Source organism: Streptomyces sp. NPDC048462 (genome assembly GCF_043200175.1).
Classification (GTDB): Bacteria; Actinomycetota; Actinomycetes; order Streptomycetales; family Streptomycetaceae; genus Streptomyces.
Map to the genome: position 1 here is coordinate 158931 of NZ_JBICXG010000009.1, position 17912 is coordinate 176842.

Genomic DNA, 17912 nt, shown 5'->3' on the forward strand with positions numbered 1-17912 from the left:
CCATCCGACGAGGGGGCCTCTTGTGTCAGACCGTAAGCACGCCCACAGACATGCCTCGGCACTGGCCGTGGCGGCGGCCCTGGTGACAGCGCTGGCGGGCTGCACCGAAGCGACCACGTCGCAGGGGCCCGGGAGTGACGTCCCGCAGGTGGCCCCGTCGGTGTACGAGTCGGCCGACCGGGCGGAATCGGCCGAAGCCGCCGCTCAACCGGCCGGAACGGGCGAGGCCGAGGGGGACGCGGTGCCGGCGGCGGACGTGACGCCCGGACCCGAGCTGGTGCGGGACGCCTTCGCCGGCCTCCAGGCCACCCTCAACGACACCTGCACCCCGGGCACCGGGGACTGCGACTACTTCCTGGGCCGGGTGAACGAGGAACTGACCGGCCTGGACGCCTCGATGAAGGTGGACCCGCAGGGCCCCGGCCACTTCAAGGAGCCCCTGGAGTGGACGGCGAAGCTCCGCACCACGCTGGCCGGCGACACCTCAACGGCCAACCTGGAGAAGCACTTCAAGGACCTGGTCGGCACCCGCGACCGCGTCAACACCTGGATGCAGGGCCACCCGGAGGACTACCGCTGACCGGCCCTGACCCCGGGCCGGGCGGTCACTTGCCCAGCTTCGCGGCCAGTGCGGCGCGCCGGGCGAACGTCTCGTCCTTGGCGGCGGCCATCTCGCGCAGGGCCGTCTTCCGCTCCCGCTGCGCCAGCCGGTCCAGATAGAGATGGCCGCGCAGGTGGTCCGTCTCGTGCTGGAGGCAGCGGGCGAAGTAGCCTCGGCCCTCGATCACCAGCGGATTGCCGTCCTTGTCCCGGCCGCGTGCGACGGTACGGTCCAGCCGGGCCACCATCCGGTAGGGGCCGGGGACGGACAGGCACCCCTCGGACTCCTCGACCAGCCTGCGCTCCTCGGGCGGCACCTCGTCCAGGACCGGATTGGCGATGTGCCCGACATGGCGCACCCCCCAGTCGTCCGTGATGTCCCACATGAACAGCCGCAGGTCCACATCGACCTGGTTGGCGGCGAGCCCGGCTCCCTCCGCGACCTGGTTGGTGGCGAACATGTCGTCGACCAGCCGCGAGAGTCCGGCGGAGCCGAACTCGGTGACCTCCCGGCACGGGCGGCGCAGGGCCTCCTCCCCGACGACGGTGATCCGGCGCACCGAGCCCCGCTCGGCCTCCGGCGCGAACCGGGGGAAGGCGTCGACGGGTACGCCCTGCACGTGTACCCGGCGTTCCCGCGAGATGTCGTCGAACCGAGCGGCCATGGGAATGACCAACGCCTTCCGCACACAGGGGAGTCGGCCGCGTGGCGGCCGGGACGGCCGGTTTGACCGAATGCTTTGCAAAGTAGCACTCTTTGCAAAATGAGCGATGAAAAGCGTCAAGCCGAGTCCACGGGGCCCCTGCCGTACCGGGCCCGCAAACCGCTCCCGGACCACCCCGTCCGCGTAGCCCTGCTCGATCTGCTCGCGGAGGCCGGCACGGTGACGTCCACCGAGGCCGCCACCCGCCTCGGCCACAGCTCCGGACTCTGCTCGTTCCACCTGCGCCAGCTCGCCGCGCACGGCCTCATCGAGGAAGCGCCGCACAAGGGCGGCCGGGTGCGGCCGTGGCGGCTGCGCTGGGAACCCTCGGGCGAGCAGCAGGACCGGGGGAGGGGCGCGGAGTTCGACGCGCTCGCACGCGGACTGGAGGACGAGAGCCACCAGCACTGGCTGAGCCACCGCGACCGGGCGCCGGCCGGGTGGCGGCAGGGCGCGTCCTTCAGTGCCGTCGTCCACCTCACCCCGGCGGAGACGGCCGAACTCGCCTCCTCCGTGCGTGACTTGCTGGCTGCCTATCGCGACCGCGAGGACCACCCCGGGGCCCGCCCCGCAGGCGCCGAGGCCGTGGCGGTGGTCACCAGGCTGTTTCCGCTGCTGGCCGACAACCCCGGCCGCCCGCAATCGGCCTGACGGCTGACGACTACTTCGTCCCCGTCCCCGTATCCGCGTCCGCGTCCGAAGCGGATTCCGCCAGCACCGCGAGCACCTTCGCGAGCCGCTCCCGGGCGCCCGCCTCCGTGATGATCCCGTCCGGGCCGACCGCCTGCCGGTCCACCGGAACCCGTACGCAGGCGTCCTCGACGACGACGGCGCCCGTGTAGCCGAGCACGGTGCGCAGCGTCGCCTCCGCGCCCAGGCCGCGACCCGGTGCGGCCGCGCTGACCCAGGCGACCGGCTTGTCGCAGATCTCGCTACCGCCCACCGTCCAGTCGAGGAGGTTCTTGAACGCCCCCGGCAGGGTCCCCGCGTACTCCGGGGTGCAGATCAGCAGGGCGTCGGCCGCGTCGATCGCCGCGCGCAGCCGGGCCACAGGTTCCGGCAGCGGCTCGACGTCGTCATCGGGGTTGAAGTGCGGAAGGGCCGCGGGCCCCTCGTGGAGCACGGCCCGCACCCCAGTGGGCGTCACCGCCCGCGCGGTGCGCAGCACCGTCTCGTTGGAGGAACCGGACCGCAGGCTTCCGGACAGCAGAAGGATCACGCGTGGCGTCGACATGCCCCGACAACCCGCCGGACCCGGCCGCTCATTCCCGTCCCTGCGCGGGCCGGTCCCGGCCTGAGGTCACCGAGCCGGGACCGGGGCCGGGAGCGGCTCCAGCTCCAGTTCGGCGACCACCTGGTCGCCGCTCAGCTCACCGGTCGACCGGAATCCCAGCTTCCGGTAGAACTCCTCGGGCCCGTGCGCGCCGGGCACGTACGTGACGGTCGTACGTGTCTGCCCGCGGCGCCGCAGCTCGTCGTTGACGGCCTCCACCGCGAACCGGCCGTAGCCCCGGGTCTGTTGTCCGGCGTCGATGTTCAGCCGCCACAGCCCGGAGCGGGGCCGGTCGCCCGGCTGCCCGGGGTGGAAACGCACGTCGAGGAAGGCCATCACGAAGCCGACGATCCGCTCACCGTCCACGATCAGCCGGGGCCACGCCGTCTCGGGCGAGGCGTAGGCCTGGGCGAGTGACCAGGCGACCGGTTTCACGAGCCCGTCCTGTTCGGGGCGGACCCGCAGGGCGCAGGCCTCCTCGACGTTGTCCGAGGTGACGGTGGTGAGGCGGGGCGAGGAGGACATCCCCGCAACCTACCTGCGCGGCCGGCCGGGCACCTGCCGATATCGGCCGCACCGCCCCCGCCCCGCCCCGCCCGGAGCCGGATCAGCTGAAGACGACCGACCGGAGCTTGAGCCGGCTGGAGGCGTTGCCCCCGTTGGGGCGCAGGGTGTAGTGGTCGCCGGTGCAGTCCGGGCCGGTGAAGACCGTCGCGGTCGCATCGGTGTTGTTCCAGGGCTTGTCGGCCGGGTCCGAGGTGTTCGGGTCCGCGACTCCGGGCAGGGTGACGCAGTCCCGGCTGGGCGGCGCGAGCAGGGCGACCGCCTGCCGGTGTCCGAGCGGGGTGGTGTACGTGTAGGCGAACTCGCCTTCGGCCGCGCTCGCGGAGCCGGGGAGACTGACGACGAGCGCGAGGGCGCCGAGGGCGGCGGCCGCAGTGGTACGAAGTCGCATGGTGGGGGCACTCCTTGTGGGGTTCGCCGTGCGGTTCGTTCGAGCCGCACGGGCTGTTCGGGCCGTTCGGGCCGTTTCGAGGCCGGGGCGGAACGAAGCAAGATCGTTCCGCCCGAGTCTGTCCCGGCACCGGCCCCGCCGGGCCGCCGGTTCACTCGGTCGCTGTACGGCTCACCCGAACGGGAACCGCCGAATCGGTTCGCCGACGGCCATCCGGGTCACGCTCCACGGCGGCCGGCCCGTGAGCCCGGCCCGTGAGCCCGGCCCGTGAGCCCGGCCGTGTTGTGCAACCCGCACGGCCGCGCCAGGATCGGCGGAGCCGCAGCAACCGCGCACGCCACACCGAACCCGACCTGGAGGCCCCGCCGTTCATGAGTGATTTCAGCATCCACCGCGGACAGGTGCACCACGCCTGGGACCGGACGGTCAAGCCCGTCGCCACGCTCGCCCCCGGCGACGAGGCGGTCCTGGAGTTCCAGGACGCGGGTGGCGGTCAGCTGACCGCCTCGTCGACCGCCGCAGACCTCGCCGAGCTCGACTTCGGCACCCTCAATCCCGTCACCGGCCCCCTGTACGTGACCGGGGCCGAGCCCGGTGACGCGCTGGTCGTCGACATCCTCGACGTACAGGTCGGGGAGTGGGGCTGGACGGCCTGCCTGCCCGGATTCGGACTGCTCACGGACGACTTCCCCGACCCGTACCTGCGCATCTCGACGATCGCCGACGGGTACGCCGAACTGCTGCCGGGCCTGCGCATCCCGGTGGTGCCGATGATCGGGACGATCGGCGTCGCGCCGCCCGAGCCGGGACCGCACTCGGTCATCCCGCCCCGCCGCTGGGGCGGCAACATGGACATCCGCCACATCGGCCCCGGCGCCCGGCTCATCCTGCCCGTCGGGGTGGCGGGCGCCCTGCTCTCGGCGGGCGACGCGCACGCCGCGATGGGCGACGGCGAGGTCTGCGGTACGGGCGTGGAGACGGCGGCGACGGTGCGGCTGCGGGTGGACGTCCGCAAGGGCGCGGCGCCCCGCACCCCGGTGATCGAGACGGACCCGGTCAGCGCCAGGACCGGCGCCGCCCTGGCCACGACGGGCATCGGGCCGCATCTGATGGCGGCGGCGAAGGACGCGGTCCGCGCGCTGATCGACGAGATCTCGGCCCGGACGGGCCTCGTCCCGGAGGACGCCTACCTGCTGGCGAGTGTGGCGGCGGACCTGAAGATCTCCGAGATCGTGGACGCGCCGAACTGGGTGGTGTCGGCCCATGTGGAGCGGGCTCTGTTGGGCGGGGCGCAGGCGCGGAGGTAGCCGGCGCCGCAGGTGAGGGCCGAGAGGGAGCATCCGCTCTGTCGCCCCTCACCCGCGCAACTTCACCCTCACTGGCCCGCGTCGCGCCAGAAGGTCGCGTCCACCGTCATGCACGTACGGGGTGGAACGCGGCTCCGGCGCCCGCGATGACGATGACGGCGATCCGGCTGCCGCGGCGCCTCGGGGCGGGGGCGTGAGGTGGCTCTGCTGCGCCTGGGCGGAAGGGCCCGGGACAGGTCTGCGCCCTGGACGGGACACGGGCCGGGCCTTCAGTGGCTGATCACGGGCTCTCGTGCCACCGGAGTCCGGGGATCGTCGATGTCGACCGCGAGCTCGAACTCCGCGGTCGAGTGGAACGTAGCGACGTGCCCCGACACCCGGATCCGGTCGAACGGGTTCGAGTCCGAGAAGAAGACCGCCCAGATCAGCTTTCGGTCAGCAGTCAGCCTGGCGAGGAATCCATCCGCACCCATCGAGCCCTCGCCGCCCCACAGGAGCCCCCCGTCTCCCAGTTCCGCGACGGCGAGCCCGCTCACCGCGGAGACCCAGGACGGGGCATCCGCCAGTATCGCGTCGACGTCGAAGGGCTCGAGCACCGTGAGGCCCGCAGGCGTTCCGGAGGTGAGGGCGACATCGTAGGAACGCCCGTCGGCGAAGTAGAGGCCGTCCTCGGCGGGAAGCTCGTGCTCGTCCTCCCACAGCCGTTCAATCGTGGTCATTTCTTCTTGCGCTTTCCGTTGCGCACGTGCTGCGGCCTTTCACTCAGTCCGTTCGGGGGGACCGGCTCGCCCAGTTCATTTCTGTTCCGTCCGGAGTTCATGCGCCTTCCGGACTGCTCCGCCCAGGTCCGTCCTTCAGCGCCGTGCCGGGGCGTGGCCAGTCCCACTCCCCGGAGCGCGTCTTCTCCACGTACTCGATCTTGTAGCCGTCTCCCGGGCCTGGGCCCGGTCCCCCCGCGTCACGCTCCCCGTACCCGCCGCACACCCTGAGCCGGGCCCGGCCGCTCAGCCCGTCGCGTTGCGCCAGACGGTCACGTCCACCGTCATGTACGTACTGGGTGAGTCCTCGGACGAGTGGCCCTGGTACGTCAGGAGGCCCATGTGGCCCGTGCCCGTGGTGATGCAGACCTGGCGCCCCTTGGAGAGCTTGTCCACGGGGATGTTCTGCGCGAACCGGGTCTCCGCGCGGCAGGCGGCCAGCGAGCCCACCTGTCCCGGATCGAGCAGGACCAGCTTGCCCCCTTCGCTCTCCGCGTCGAGGTAACCGCCGCTGTCGTAGGACAGTTCGTACCCCTGGTCCTCGCCGTCCTGCGGCCGGAGGTCCTCGTCGCCGAGCGTCAGGTGGTAGCCCTCGGTGAGGTTGATGGACTTGTACTCGGCGGGTTCGGGGTCGGCCTGCGGGGTCGGCTCGGCATCGGGCTCGCCGGCCTTGTCATCGCCCGACGGCGTATCGGCGGCGTCCGGCGAGGATTCGGCCTTGGGGGAGGTGCTGTTCGACGGGGAGGCGTTGTTCTGCGTCTCCTTCCCGTCGTCCTTGAGCACGTAGTACGCGGCTCCGGCACCCGCGATGGCGAAGACCAGCGCGGCGGCGATGGCGATGACGGCGATCCGGCCGCCGCGGCGCTTCGGAGGCGGGGGAGTGAGGTGGGTCTGCTGCCCCTGCGGCGGCACGTGCCCGGGGTGGGTCTGCGCCTGGGCGGGGAACTGGCCGGACGTGTGGGCCGGGTTCTGGTGCTGGAGATGCGGCTGAGGCCCCGAGGGGTACTGCTGCCCGGGGTGGCCCTGCGGACCCGGCCGGCCCGGGTGGGTGGGCTGGGTCGGCTGCGAGTGCGGTGCCTGGAGGGGGTAGCCGGTCTGGGACGTATCGGCGTACTGGCCCGGCGGCGGGGTCGGCGCCGGACCGAAGCCCGGAGGCGGGGTGCTCGGTGCCGCCGGAGTGGTCGGCGAGTACGCGGCCGGGCCGGGAGCCGCGGTCGGCGCGGTGGTCGGAGGCGGCGGTGTCTGGGCGGGGGCCGGGGCCGCCGCTCGTACGGTGATGTCGGCGGCGACCGGGCTCGGCAGCCAGTCCTCGGGGCGCCGCAGCACCGTTTCCGCGTTCGCGGTCTGGCAGAGCTCGATCACCTCGGCGACCGACGGCCGGGCCTCCGGGTCCTTGGCCAGGCACCGGCTGACCAGCTCCATCAGCCGTTCCGGAACTCGGCTGAGGTCGGGCTCCTCGTGGACGATCCGGTAGAGCACCCCGTGCGAGGTCCCTTCACCGAAGGCGGGCGCCCCCGCCGCCGCGAACGCCGCGACCTGCCCGAGGGCGAAGATGTCGGTGGCCGGGGTGACCCGGCGCCCGGCGGCCTGCTCCGGTGCCATGAACGACGGGGTGCCGATGGTGACGCCGCTGCCGGTGAGCGAGGTCGCGTCGGCCGCGTACGCGATGCCGAAGTCGATGACGCGGGGGCCGTCCGCGGCGAGCAGCACGTTGGACGGCTTGAGGTCGCGGTGCACGATGCCCGCGCCGTGGATGACGTGGAGCGCCTCGGCCATGCCGGCGATCAGCAGCAGGACGGCCTCGACCGGCAGCGCCCCGTGCGCGACGACCGAGTCGGCGAGCGAGGGGCCGGGCACGTAGGCGGTGGCCAGCCACGGCTGGGCGCCCTTGGTGTCCGCGTCGATGACCGGCGCGGTGAACAGCCCCTGCACGCGCTGTGCGGACTGCACCTCCTGGGCGAACCGCCGCCGGAACTCGGGGTCCTCACCGAACTCGGGCCGGATCACCTTGATGGCCACGGGCCGCCCGCCGGGCGTGTACGACAGGTACACCTTGCCCATGCCGCCCGCACCGAGCTTGGCGGCCAGCCGGTACCCGGCGATGGTGGCCGGGTCGTCGGCGGTTAGTGGCTGAAAGACCTGGGAGGCGCTGCCCCCGCTTGGCTGCTGACCGCTCATGAACTCGTATCTCCCCCGCAGAGCGCTGCTGTCGAAACGGCACCTTATCCAAATCCGGGCCGGGTGGCGCCGGAGCTTCCGGGGCGGGCCGGTGCGGCGGAACCGCGTCTGTGACAATTCGCCTCATGCCGTACCTGGTTGCTCCCGCGATGCCCGCCGGTGTACTGGCCGCGACCGGCCAGCCCACCCTGCCCGTCACCGCCGAGGCACTGCTGCGTCCGTGGCTGCCCACCGACGCCGCAGCGGTACGGGAGGCGTTCCTGGACCCGGCGATCCAGCACTGGCACCTGCGGCGGGCCGACTCGGTGGCGGAGGCGCGGGGCTGGATCGAGGAGTGGCGGAGCGCATGGCCCTCCGAGAGGGGCGCCCACTGGGCGTTGGCCGACGCGGAGAGCGACTCACTCCTGGGCAGGGTCGCCCTGAAGTCCTTCGACCTCCAGGGCGGCACGGCCGAACTCGCCTACTGGATCGTTCCGTCGGCGCGCGGCCGGGGCCTGTGTCCCCGGGCGGCATCGGTGGCCACCCGCTGGGCGCTGTACGAGCGCGGTTTCCACCGCGTCGAACTGGAGCACGCCACCGCCAACCACGCGTCCTGCCGGGTGGCGGTCAAGGCCGGATTCGAGGCGGAGGGCATCCGGCGCGGGGCGTGGCTGCACGCGGACGGCCGGCACGACGTGCACCTCCATGCCCGGGTCCGCTCCGGCTCCGGCTCCGAATCCGAATCCGGCTCCGGCTCCGGCTCCGGGTCCGGGTCCGGGACGGCGGCTACTCCGGCGGGTTGAGCTTGCGGAAGTACGTCCAGCTGGTCTCGTTCGGCTCGCTCCACTTCTCCGGGGCGTGGGCGAACTCCGGCTGGTGGGCGGCGATGTAGGCGCGGGTGCGCTCGGGGACCTCGTCGTAGGAGCCGAGCTTGCGGCCCCGGCAGTGGAAGGTGAGCCCGCCCGGCCGCTGACCGCGTGCCATCCACGGGAGCCACGGGGACATACGGGTCCACGACATGGTGGCCGGGACGCTGGGCGCCGGGCCGGCCAGGTCGGCCCGGTCGGCGAAGAACTGGAAGAGCTCCAGGGCTTTGTACGTGTCACCGGCCGAGTGGAGGGGGTACTGGGCCACCGGCAGCGGTGAGGGGTAGGCGAGCGGGATCTCCAGGCTGAAGCAGACCTGCCCGCCGAGTTCGGTCGTCGGGATCGGGAAGGGGCGCCACTTCTGGTTCGCCGGGTCGTTCCAGACGTGCACCACGGGCTGGTCCTGCCAGGTCTCCAGGATCTCGCGGCTGGCGGGGTCCAGGTAGAACGCGGCCTCGCGGGTGAGCAGTTGGTAGGCGTCAGGACCGGCCTCGGCATCCTGGACCAGCCGGGAGACGTTGAGCCCCTCGAAGCCGAAGACGCGCTGGTAGGGCTCGTCGGGGGACCAGGCGTACACGTCGCCGGACCACCAGTACGTGACCTCCTCGCCGTCGAGCGAGGCGCGGGTGCGGGCGAAGGAACGGAGCAGCTCTGCGGGTGTCGTCATACGCCCTACTCTGCGCGGCCGAGGCCCGCGCCGGGCGTGAAACACCCAGGACGGGCCCGAAGCGGCCACGCCTGCGGGACGCGATTCGATCCCGGGCGCGTCACGCGGGCGTGGGGAACACGTACCGAACCGGCATCCGTGCGGAGCTCGCGGCCCGCCCCGCAGAACTCGGATCCCCGGCGGCCGGCGGCAACACCGTCTGGTACTACACCAACGTTGACGACCAAGGGAGTTACGGCTACATCCCGGCGTCCCGCGTCTTCACCGACGTGGACCCGGCGCCCGGTCTCCCGCACTGCTGACGGCGTCCCGCGTCCCGCGACGCGGGTGAGCACGGAAGCCGCGATTCCCGTTGCGTGACGGGTGGGCCTGTTTGATCATGAACTCGCAGGTTCGCCCGTCCCGTGGCGGCCACCGTGGACGAAGGGGACTCCGTGCGCAAGCTCGTGTACTACATCGCCTCAACCCTGGACGGTTTCATTGCCGGCCCGGACGGTGCCGACCCCACCGGTCCGGACGGGTTCTGGCCGATCCCGGACGACTACATCGCGCACGTGATCGCGGAGTACCCGGAGACCCTGCCGGGGCCCGCCCGTACCGCGCTGTCCATCTCGGCTCCGGGCAGGCACTTCGACACCGTCCTGGAAGGGCGCAGGTCCTACGAGGTCGGCCTCCGGGCAGGGGTGACCGACGCCTATCCGCATCTGCGGCACCTCGTGTTCTCCCGGACGCTCGGCGAGAGCCCCGACCCCTCGGTGGAGGTCGTGGCGGACGACCCGGTGGCGCGGGTCAGGGAGCTGAAGCGGGAGGAGGGCAAGGCCATCTGGCTGGTCGGCGGCGGTGAGCTCGCGGGCGCCCTGTACTCCGAGATCGACACGCTGATCGTCAAACTGAGCCCGATGACCCTCGGCGCCGGCATTCCGCTCTTCTCCGGCAAGGCCACGTTCGACCCGAACGCGTGGACGCTCACGGATCACCAGGTCCTGGCGAGCGGGGCGTTGTTCCTGACGTACGACCGCGCCACCACGATTGTGACCATCTCAGTCACGGACTGAGGGGCTGACCCCGCTCCTCAGCCGATTCCGGCCAGGAACCCGGAGATCAGGGCATCCGTCGTTCGTCACAGGGATCCCTCCAGCCCGAGCCCCGAGCCCCGATCAGATCATGGAGGCGACGGCGGTCTCCGTGCCACCGCTGACGCGGACGACTTCCTAGCCGGTGACAGCGACGTTGTCGGCGGCGGCAGCCCAGCCGAGGGTCGCGGAGGTGTCCGTCACTGCGGAGGCGGTCGGAGCGCCGGGCGTGTCGGGGCCCCGGAGCCGTCCCCCGTGGCGTCTCCGTGGACGGTGGCCTCGGGGGAGTTCGTGCGATGCAGTCGGCCCCGTGGAAGACGCGCTCGCCCCAGGAGCTGAGCCGCGTAGGGTCGAAGCCGATCGGGAGATCGCGGACCGGGTCAGTGTTGCCGCTCCACGACCATGCGATGTATCCGAGCCCCAGCCGCTCGGCGGTGGCCATCACGGTGTCCTCGTCCGGATCCCCCTACGGATCGGCCGGGCCGGCGAACACACCAACGACCAGCGGTAGTCCGGCGTTCACGAAGGCGTAGAGGTAGTCCGTGACCTTCTCGGAGGTGTGGTGGACGCTGTGCATGTGGATCGAGAAGAACAGGTTTGCCGGTGGCCTCGGCGACGTAGACCGTCTGCGCGTTGTCCGCATGACGCCCTGTCGGTCCTGGCCCCAGCCGGCCGCGTCCACCATGATCGTGCAGGCAAATCCGGCGGCGCGCGGCTTCTGGATCGCGGCGGCCGTGGGCGCGGTCCAGCCGGCGGGTCGGAGTTGCCCCAGGGCCCGTTGCCGACGTCGATGACGACGTAGTGCTCCTGTCCGGCGAGCACGTCCTTCAGGCCGGTCCAGTAGTCGGCGGCTGATCGAGCGTGCCGACGGCGGAGACCTCCCCGTCAACCGGTCGGCGGCGTTCGCGGTGTTGCGTCGCCGCCGGCGGTCACGAGAGCTCACCAGGTCCATCCGGTCACTCATGAGGCAGGACGTCCGAGCTTATTGGCTGATAATATTCCACCAGATTGAAGAGGCAGGGTGGGTGGCGGCGTGAGAGGTGCGGCGCGGTTGCCGGCACGCTCGGACGAGCTCCTCGCGGCAGCGGAGCGCGCGTTCGCGAGGCGTGGTTACTTCGGGACCTCGACGTCCGAAGTGGCTGCTGAGATGGGGGTGTCGCAGCCGTACGTCATGCAGGCGTTCCGTTCGAAGCGGAACCTCTTCGTACTGACCCACCGGTTCTCGGGCGAGAAGGTCCTGCGCGCCTTCCGTGCCGGTCTCGCGGACGGGGGTTTCGACCCGTCCCGCATCGGCTCGGCCTACCGGGAACTAGTCCTGCGGCAGGGGCCCGCCGTGCTCGTCTTCGCGCACGCGTTCTCCGCGGCAGCCGGTGAGCCGGTGATCGGGGAGGAATCGCGACGCCTGTTCGGCGAGATCCACCAGCTTCTGGCTTCCTCGGGCGCGACGGAGCCGGAGATCGCCGGATTCATGGGCCGCGGGATGCTGATCAACACACTGCTGCTCATGGAAGGTCCCCGCTACGCCGCCCGGCACGGCTTCGAACCGCTCACGGGGCTGGTTCTCGACCCCTGACAGCGATCCGTCGCGACGCCGACGCCCGGGGCGACGCCGAGGCTTGCGCAGGGTCGACGCCGGTCGACCCGTTGATCGAGACAGAGAGTAGAAGTAGAAATGGGGACAAGACGTGTCTGAAGCCGTTCCGTTCACCGACAATATCCGCGACCTCTCCAACACGCAGGGCTACCAGTTCGAGTTCCACTGCGAGCGCTGCGGCAACGGCTACCGCTCCGCCTTCGAGCGTGACATCCGCGAGACCGGCCAGAATCTCGTGCGTGGTGTGAGCAATCTCTTCGGCGGGTCGCTCTCCAACATCACCAACGCCGCTGACCGATTGCTGGACCGCGGTACCAACTCGGCCGCCAAGGACAAGGCGATGCGCACCGCCGTCAACGAGATAGCCGACCGCTTCAACCAGTGCCGAGGGTGCGGCGACTGGGTCTGCGGAGAGATCTGCTGGAACGGCCAGGTCGGCCAGTGTGCCCGCTGCTCCCCCATTGCCACGGAGGAGATCGCCCAGCTCCAGGCCGAGGCCCGGCGGCGCCAGATCGCGGACCAGCTCCAGACCACGAATCTCACGCAGGGCCTCAATGTCGGTCAGCAGGCGCAGCCTCGGTGCCCGTCCTGCGGGGCGCAGGCGCTCGGCGGGAGCTTCTGCGGCGAGTGCGGTTCCTCGCTGCGGCAGGAGAAGACGTGCGGCTCCTGCGCCACCGTCAACCCGTCTGCTTCCAGGTTCTGTTGCGGCTGCGGTAACGGCCTGAGCTGAGGGTTCCCACCTCGATGTCCACCGGGCGGCCGGCCCCTGCTCGCCTGTCTGCCGGCCGGCCGGCCGGTGGGGGCCGGCAGCAACCGCGATCCGTATCCCGCCCCGCCCGGCGCAGTCGACCCGGAGAGCTCAGCCCCACCGCACAGGACCCGGGGCGGAGCGCCTGGCACCTCCCAGGGAGGGGCCGCAGGGGCGAGACCGGCGCCGTTGGCGTACGCGGCAAGATCATCTGGTGGCGTGTCGCCAACGGCCGGGGTTCCTTACGAGCCCGATCCGCTCGCCTGGTGCTCCCCGAACCGAACGGGCACAGACCGTTCCCCCGAAGTGGCGCACGTCTGCTGCCCGTTCTCATCAACAGAGCCAGCTGTGACCAGCCGGAACTGGCAGCGTCACATGGCAGGCTGAGCGCGGTCAGCTCGGAGCGGGGCACGCTGATGATCCCCCGGATCCCGGGCGTACCGCGCGGGTACCTCAGTAGTGCCACCGGTTCGCACTGGCCTGATAGCCACACGTGATCTTCCGCCCGGCCGCGTCAGTGGTTGTCGCCCCGACATCGGCGTTCCTGCAGAACTGCCCGGCACGGTAGCAATTGTCGGCGTTGGACCGAATGCCGCACACCTGCGTCGTGGTGGAGCCACCGCCGCCCGACGCCGTACTCCCGCCCGAGCTGGAGCTGCCGCTGCCGCCGCCGGACGAGGACGACCCGCCGCTGCTGGACGCACTGCTGGAGGCGGCGCGCGGCGGGTGCACACACGACTCGTTCGCCTCCACGATCTTGAACGAGAGCTTGGTGGAGGTGCTGTAGGTGCCGGCGGACGGGCGCTGCGTGCACACCTTCCAGTTGGAGGTGTGCACCACGGAACGCCGCAGCTCACTCGCGTCCACGTACGAGACGGACTTGACGCGGTGCCCGCGAGCGTCCGCCACCGCCTTCCCGAGGTTCCACCCGGCATAGGCGCCCACAGTCGCCCTGACGACGGGCTTCTTCGAGGGCGTCGCGGACGGGGACGCCGCGACGGTGGCGGACGGAGACGCCGAGGCAGTCTCCGAGGGGGAGGCCGAAGCCGTCGCGGACGGCGACACCGATGCCGAAGCGCTCGCAGAAGCCGAAACGGAAGCCGAGGTCGAAACCGTGTCTTGGCCTCCACCGGAGCACCCCGAGATGCTGACGGAAAGGGCTATGAGCCCGACCACCAGGGCCCCGTACGCCCTGCGTGCCGGCCCTCTGCTCTTCATGCCCTGAGCACCGCTGGATATCGAAGCCCCCGGCGCATCCCGAAGAGACATGCCACCCCCTGTTTCCTGTTCTCGATCGCTCCTGACGCCCGTGACTGTGTACGGCGCCATGGATGCGCGTCGGCCTCCGAGGCGTGTGCTGCTCGGAGCGCCTGGCCGGTGAGATCCTAAGGCGGTTGTGAGGGTTCTGTGTAGTCGATCTCGATATTTCGTGATGATGTCTCGACTTCGCATGCGGCCACCGGTGGCTATCAGGTGGTGAGACATCCGGGCAGCTGGGGAAGGCCTCAGGAATCACGGCGTCTGTGGGGCGTAGTTGAGAGAGGGCACTGGCTCACGCGCAGGTGCACCCGCAAGCGCGTGACCGGCGAACTCCGTGTCACGCCGGCGGATTCCCCCTCCCCGACGACCAGTTCAACTGCTCTCCCGCTTGGCGAGAGAGCAGTGTCAAGGTTTGGGGCAACTGCTCCGTGGGCGGCTCGCTCAGGAGGCGATCCATGGCGCGTTGCCACTACTGCTGAGCCGGTCCCATGCGTTCTTCCCTCAGCGCGCGACGGCGAGGTGGATCAAGGGGCGGGGAGGTGGCACCGGGGTGCGGTGACGAGGCCGCGTCCTGGTCGGATGCCGTTTCCTCGCCGGTGCTGGCAGGTTGGTGCAGCAGCGCCGCGGTGATTGCTTCGACGGCTCCTGCGTTCACGATGCCGAGGTAGACGTACGGTCTGCCGCCGGAGGTCATCGCAGGCCGGATGCTGCGGTAGTTGCGTTCCGGGATGCCCAGCCCTGCCAGGGCTGCCCGCAACCCATCACTCGCCGCAAGGGCGGCTGCATAGCCCTTGCGCCACTGCAGGAGGCCGACGTCGGTCACCGGGCGACTTGGGCTGCGTGAGGGTGCCTGCGGATCTCTACTGAGGCGTCGGTGGCACGCGAGTAGTCGCCTGCGGCCCTGGCTGCTCGCCGTTGCTCGGCCAGATCGGAGCAGACGCCGCAGTTGGCGGACGGCGCCGGTGGTGCAGGCGGGATGGGGAGCTCGAGGGGTTGAGTGATCACTGTCTCCGGGTTCTTCATGGCCGCAAGGATGGCCGCCCCTTTGGGACGTATCTCGGGGAAGTGACTGAACAGTTGGGTGTCCTGTCGCTACGTTCCAAGAAGGCCCAAACGTCGCAGGGGGATGCCTTGAACATCGCACTACGATCAGCTATGTCGGATGCCCGGTTGTCTCCTCGCAAGCTTGCGGCTTGCATCGGGGTGGCGCCGAAAACAGTAGAACGATGGCTGGCTGACGCTGAGTTGGTGCCCCACGCAAGGAACCGTACTGACGCCTGTCAGGCGCTGAAGGTGGATGAACAGATGATCTGGCCGAAGGCTGTGCAGGACCGGGTGAAGTTGGGCCATGACCGGGAGCTCGTTCAGTCCTACCCTTATCGGTCCGCGTGTCCGTCGACCGTGTGGGGTGACCTGGTCGATGGGGCGGCAGACCAAATCTTCCTGGCCGGTTACACGAACTACTTTCTCTGGCTTGAGCAGCCCGCCTTCGTCGAGACCCTTCGCAGGAAGACCGATACGGGCTGCCGCGTCAGGTTCCTGCTCGGGGATCCGGACGGTGAGGTAACCCGCCAGCGGGAGATGGTTGAGGATGTTGCTCTGAGCGTTTCCACGCGCGTCCGGATCACCCTTGAGCACTTGAACCGCCTGGGTGCTTCAGGTGACGTGGAAGCCCGGTTCAGCAGCCATGAGGATGCCGTTAACCACGTGTCTCTGTCTGTGTTCCGCTTCGACCAGCAGGCGCTGGTCACTCCGCACCTTGCGCGGCTCGTCGGCCACGATTCGCCGCTGCTCCACCTTCGCCGTCAGGGCGACGGTGGAATGTTCGACCGGTTCGCTGAACATGCAGAGGAACTATGGAGCCGAGGCGTGCCCGTGCCTATCTAAACTCGCAGGGTTTCAACGAATCTGGCCGTTAATGGGGTTTGTGGAGAGGGTTCCAAGACTCGGCCCCGAGCGTTTCGGCTGGGAACCGCAGGTCGACTCATGGCCGCGGGTCAAGCCGGCTGGGTCCTGTGGGAATCTAGGAAAACCTACATTCCTGTAAGTTCTCGGGTGACTATTTAGTGTTGAGGATATCGTCTATTTTTCTGAATCCTCTAAGGATCTCTCGAACGGTATTCAATTCAGTTCGAGGGTTTATTTGAACCTGCATCTTGGCAGAGGTGTGTGCGATCTCCCCTCTTTCGGACGCCCAACTTTCGGTGGTGCTTAGCCAAGAAGTACTTATCTCACCTTTCGTTACACCAAGAGGCAGGAGTAGTTGCAGTAGATTACGTTCTTTAATTCCGTGGTTCTTTTTCTTGGCGTATGTGGTGTAAATGCCTTTTGCGTCCTCGATTCGAGCGTTGAGCGTCGGGAACTTTGAGGACGTCCTGTCAGTAAGGTCTGCGATCGAATCTGGGATACTCATTTTAGATTCTCGGTGAGACATCAACGCCAGCAGACAGGGGCGAATTTCACCCTTTTTCTTCCATGATATGTGAGCGTTATTCACAACTTCGATTGCACGGTCTTCGACGTACGATTCGAATTCTGCGTGCGCGAGGACCCTGAATCCGCGGGTTCGTTCGTACACCCGATCAGAGTACAAGCCGAGCTCGTCGAATGCGCGAGGGAGAAGGTTCTCTCTCAGCTCGGAGACTCTTCGTGAAAGTGTCTTATAGCGCAAGGATGACATTGTGATCTCCTTACGCGAAGAATCGATTTTCGTTGAAATTAGGTGTCTTTACTGGCTCGCCAACCGCTGATTGGAGTCGCTCTCCCCACAGCGTCAACCTCCTGCTCGTTGCAATTGGCGTCTTTGTTGTCGTCTGGATCGACTCCACGAACTGGCGATTCTCTTCGCAGAGTTCCTTGAACGCTGTTTCGACGACACTCTTTTGCTGGAGGGCGGCGTCGGCGATCTTCGCGTTCGAGAAATAGTAAGTCATGATATCAAAGACGGCACGATTGAATCGCCCCTCGTATCCTCCTGATGACCAGCGGTAAAATGCGTTCTCTCTGAAAATATCGAAGGTCACCTTGATTGCCGCTTCGCAATCTAGTGCGCTCTTTTTGATATATTCATGGCCGCTCTCCCACTCATCGTTCAAGTGGTTTACTGTGCCGTCGAGAAATGCCTTCAGGTTCCCTGTGTATTCGTTGAGTCGGTATCGGAATGCGAAATACCTCAGCATTATTTCGACATCACGCATCCGGAAATCAGGCTTCTGGATCCGCAGTGCCCTGCGTAGCCACTCGCTATCAGAAGCCGCATCGTCCAAGAAGTCTGTGAACTCACCTGGGTGAAGCGCCTGACGCAACTCTTGAGGGGATAGCTTTACGCTTCCTGTGTTGAGGCGTAGGAAGACGAGATTCAAGAACTCTTCATTCGGCCACCGGCGGACAACGACGGTCCGGATTGTTTCGTTAAGAAAGGCATTGAGGTCGTCATCGAGTTCGCTGTCGGTTTCCATTTTAGCTAGAGTCTTACGTGCTAGGTCATGCCTAACGTTGACACTTGTAAGAGCGAAACCCTTGAACGATTCTTCCTCGTCTGATGCGGCAAGAGTGGACCCTGCCGCGAACTGCCGAAGGGCGAGAAGTCGTTGTTTTCCATCAAGGACGATGAACTTCCCCCGTCGCTTCTTGTCTTCCGCGAGAACGATTTGGGGGATCGGGAGACCTAGAATGAGTGATTCAATGAATTTACTTTTTCTGGCCTTGTCCCATGCGTCACGTCGTTGAAACCTTGGATTGAGCTGGATGTTTCCTCGACGCAATTGGCTGAGGATCGTCTCGGTTGTCCAGTCTGTGTCGGTGACGACCGCTCTCTGAACGTCACTTGAGGAGACGTCGTCCGAAGACTCGTTCTCTTCGCCGTCAAGGTCGTCGTAGCCGTTTCCGTCATTGCTGGTGGGGTCTGTCATGTATTTTACCCTTTTTAGTCGATGTGGATTCTGAGCGGT

Annotated in this window: 21 protein-coding genes and 1 pseudogene; 11 read left to right on the forward strand and 11 right to left on the reverse strand. The window is 68.5% G+C overall.

What is annotated here, in order from left to right:
• Positions 1–22 precede the first annotated feature (22 nt).
• Entirely contained in the window at positions 23–580 is a 558-nt protein-coding gene (locus tag ACGFU6_RS17750) for a hypothetical protein (protein WP_393611761.1), read from the forward strand.
• A gap of 25 nt (positions 581–605) precedes the next feature.
• Here the strand turns inward: ACGFU6_RS17750 and def are convergent, their stop codons facing one another.
• Positions 606–1265, reverse strand: a complete 660-nt coding sequence (gene def, locus ACGFU6_RS17755) for a peptide deformylase (RefSeq protein WP_393611763.1) — start codon at positions 1263–1265, stop codon at positions 606–608.
• A gap of 99 nt (positions 1266–1364) precedes the next feature.
• Here def and ACGFU6_RS17760 point away from each other — a divergent pair, with 99 nt between their 5' ends.
• Complete coding sequence (locus ACGFU6_RS17760; RefSeq protein WP_393611764.1) at positions 1365–1955, forward strand: helix-turn-helix domain-containing protein; 591 nt, start codon at positions 1365–1367, stop codon at positions 1953–1955.
• Between the two features lie 10 nt (positions 1956–1965).
• Here the strand turns inward: ACGFU6_RS17760 and ACGFU6_RS17765 are convergent, their stop codons facing one another.
• From ACGFU6_RS17765 to ACGFU6_RS17775, 3 genes are all read right to left on the reverse strand, one after another.
• The gene (locus tag ACGFU6_RS17765) at positions 1966–2538 is read right to left on the reverse strand and encodes an NADPH-dependent FMN reductase (protein WP_393611765.1); all 573 of its coding nucleotides are present in this window, start codon (positions 2536–2538) and stop codon (positions 1966–1968) included.
• A 66-nt stretch (positions 2539–2604) separates the two neighbouring features.
• Complete coding sequence (locus tag ACGFU6_RS17770; RefSeq protein WP_393611767.1) at positions 2605–3102, reverse strand: GNAT family N-acetyltransferase; 498 nt, start codon at positions 3100–3102, stop codon at positions 2605–2607.
• A gap of 82 nt (positions 3103–3184) precedes the next feature.
• Positions 3185–3532, reverse strand: a complete 348-nt coding sequence (locus tag ACGFU6_RS17775) for a hypothetical protein (protein WP_393611768.1) — start codon at positions 3530–3532, stop codon at positions 3185–3187.
• Between the two features lie 371 nt (positions 3533–3903).
• Between ACGFU6_RS17775 and ACGFU6_RS17780 the strand changes: the two genes are divergently transcribed.
• Positions 3904–4839 (forward strand): acetamidase/formamidase family protein, encoded by a 936-nt coding sequence (locus tag ACGFU6_RS17780; protein WP_393611769.1) that lies wholly within the window; start codon positions 3904–3906, stop codon positions 4837–4839.
• A 269-nt stretch (positions 4840–5108) separates the two neighbouring features.
• Here ACGFU6_RS17780 and ACGFU6_RS17785 read toward each other — a convergent pair whose 3' ends face one another.
• Together ACGFU6_RS17785 and ACGFU6_RS17790 are read right to left on the reverse strand one after the other, a co-directional pair.
• Positions 5109–5558 carry a hypothetical protein gene (locus tag ACGFU6_RS17785; RefSeq protein ID WP_393611770.1) on the reverse strand — a complete coding sequence of 150 codons (450 nt, stop codon included), beginning with the start codon at positions 5556–5558 and terminating at the stop codon, positions 5109–5111.
• 285 nt (positions 5559–5843) lie between these two features.
• Positions 5844–7775, reverse strand: a complete 1932-nt coding sequence (locus tag ACGFU6_RS17790; RefSeq protein ID WP_393611772.1) for a protein kinase — start codon at positions 7773–7775, stop codon at positions 5844–5846.
• Positions 7776–7900: 125 nt separating this feature from the next.
• On the opposite strand from ACGFU6_RS17790, the gene ACGFU6_RS17795 reads away from it, so the two are divergent.
• Positions 7901–8557, forward strand: a complete 657-nt coding sequence (locus tag ACGFU6_RS17795; protein ID WP_393611773.1) for a GNAT family N-acetyltransferase — start codon at positions 7901–7903, stop codon at positions 8555–8557.
• On the opposite strand, the gene ACGFU6_RS17800 is transcribed toward ACGFU6_RS17795, so the two are convergent.
• Positions 8541–9287: a DUF1838 family protein gene (locus ACGFU6_RS17800; RefSeq protein WP_393611775.1), complete on the reverse strand. Its 747-nt coding sequence runs from the start codon at positions 9285–9287 to the stop codon at positions 8541–8543. The genes ACGFU6_RS17795 and ACGFU6_RS17800 overlap by 17 nt on opposite strands.
• Positions 9288–9397: 110 nt before the next feature.
• Between ACGFU6_RS17800 and ACGFU6_RS17805 the strand changes: the two genes are divergently transcribed.
• Both ACGFU6_RS17805 and ACGFU6_RS17810 read left to right on the forward strand, forming a co-directional pair.
• On the forward strand, positions 9398–9589 hold the full coding sequence (locus ACGFU6_RS17805; RefSeq protein WP_393611777.1) for a hypothetical protein: 192 nt from the start codon (positions 9398–9400) through the stop codon (positions 9587–9589).
• Positions 9590–9721: 132 nt separating this feature from the next.
• The gene (locus tag ACGFU6_RS17810) at positions 9722–10342 is read left to right on the forward strand and encodes a dihydrofolate reductase family protein (RefSeq protein ID WP_393611779.1); all 621 of its coding nucleotides are present in this window, start codon (positions 9722–9724) and stop codon (positions 10340–10342) included.
• A 159-nt stretch (positions 10343–10501) separates the two neighbouring features.
• On the opposite strand, the pseudogene ACGFU6_RS17815 reads toward ACGFU6_RS17810, so the two are convergent.
• Positions 10502–11244 (reverse strand): annotated as a pseudogene (locus tag ACGFU6_RS17815) (cellulase family glycosylhydrolase); the annotation flags it as partial.
• Positions 11245–11411: 167 nt separating this feature from the next.
• Between ACGFU6_RS17815 and ACGFU6_RS17820 the strand changes: the two are divergent.
• The 4 genes from ACGFU6_RS17820 to ACGFU6_RS17835 all read left to right on the forward strand — a co-directional run bounded on the left by ACGFU6_RS17820 (position 11412) and on the right by ACGFU6_RS17835 (position 13927).
• The gene (locus tag ACGFU6_RS17820) at positions 11412–11933 is read left to right on the forward strand and encodes a TetR/AcrR family transcriptional regulator (RefSeq protein ID WP_393611780.1); all 522 of its coding nucleotides are present in this window, start codon (positions 11412–11414) and stop codon (positions 11931–11933) included.
• 112 nt (positions 11934–12045) lie between these two features.
• The gene (locus ACGFU6_RS17825) at positions 12046–12684 is read left to right on the forward strand and encodes a zinc ribbon domain-containing protein (RefSeq protein WP_393611781.1); all 639 of its coding nucleotides are present in this window, start codon (positions 12046–12048) and stop codon (positions 12682–12684) included.
• 625 nt (positions 12685–13309) lie between these two features.
• Positions 13310–13489: a hypothetical protein gene (locus ACGFU6_RS17830; protein ID WP_393611782.1), complete on the forward strand. Its 180-nt coding sequence runs from the start codon at positions 13310–13312 to the stop codon at positions 13487–13489.
• Between the two features lie 213 nt (positions 13490–13702).
• Positions 13703–13927 carry a hypothetical protein gene (locus ACGFU6_RS17835; RefSeq protein ID WP_393611784.1) on the forward strand — a complete coding sequence of 75 codons (225 nt, stop codon included), beginning with the start codon at positions 13703–13705 and terminating at the stop codon, positions 13925–13927.
• Between the two features lie 504 nt (positions 13928–14431).
• On the opposite strand, the gene ACGFU6_RS17840 is transcribed toward ACGFU6_RS17835, so the two are convergent.
• Positions 14432–14785 carry a hypothetical protein gene (locus tag ACGFU6_RS17840; protein ID WP_393611785.1) on the reverse strand — a complete coding sequence of 118 codons (354 nt, stop codon included), beginning with the start codon at positions 14783–14785 and terminating at the stop codon, positions 14432–14434.
• A gap of 242 nt (positions 14786–15027) precedes the next feature.
• On the opposite strand from ACGFU6_RS17840, the gene ACGFU6_RS17845 reads away from it, so the two are divergent.
• Positions 15028–15849, forward strand: a complete 822-nt coding sequence (locus ACGFU6_RS17845) for an XRE family transcriptional regulator (RefSeq protein WP_393611786.1) — start codon at positions 15028–15030, stop codon at positions 15847–15849.
• 172 nt (positions 15850–16021) lie between these two features.
• Here the strand turns inward: ACGFU6_RS17845 and ACGFU6_RS17850 are convergent, their stop codons facing one another.
• Positions 16022–16642: a HEPN domain-containing protein gene (locus tag ACGFU6_RS17850; RefSeq protein ID WP_393611787.1), complete on the reverse strand. Its 621-nt coding sequence runs from the start codon at positions 16640–16642 to the stop codon at positions 16022–16024.
• 10 nt (positions 16643–16652) lie between these two features.
• A complete protein-coding gene (locus tag ACGFU6_RS17855) occupies positions 16653–17873 on the reverse strand; it encodes a DUF262 domain-containing protein (protein ID WP_393611788.1) in 1221 nt (406 codons plus the stop codon).
• Between the last annotated feature and the right edge of the window lie 39 nt (positions 17874–17912).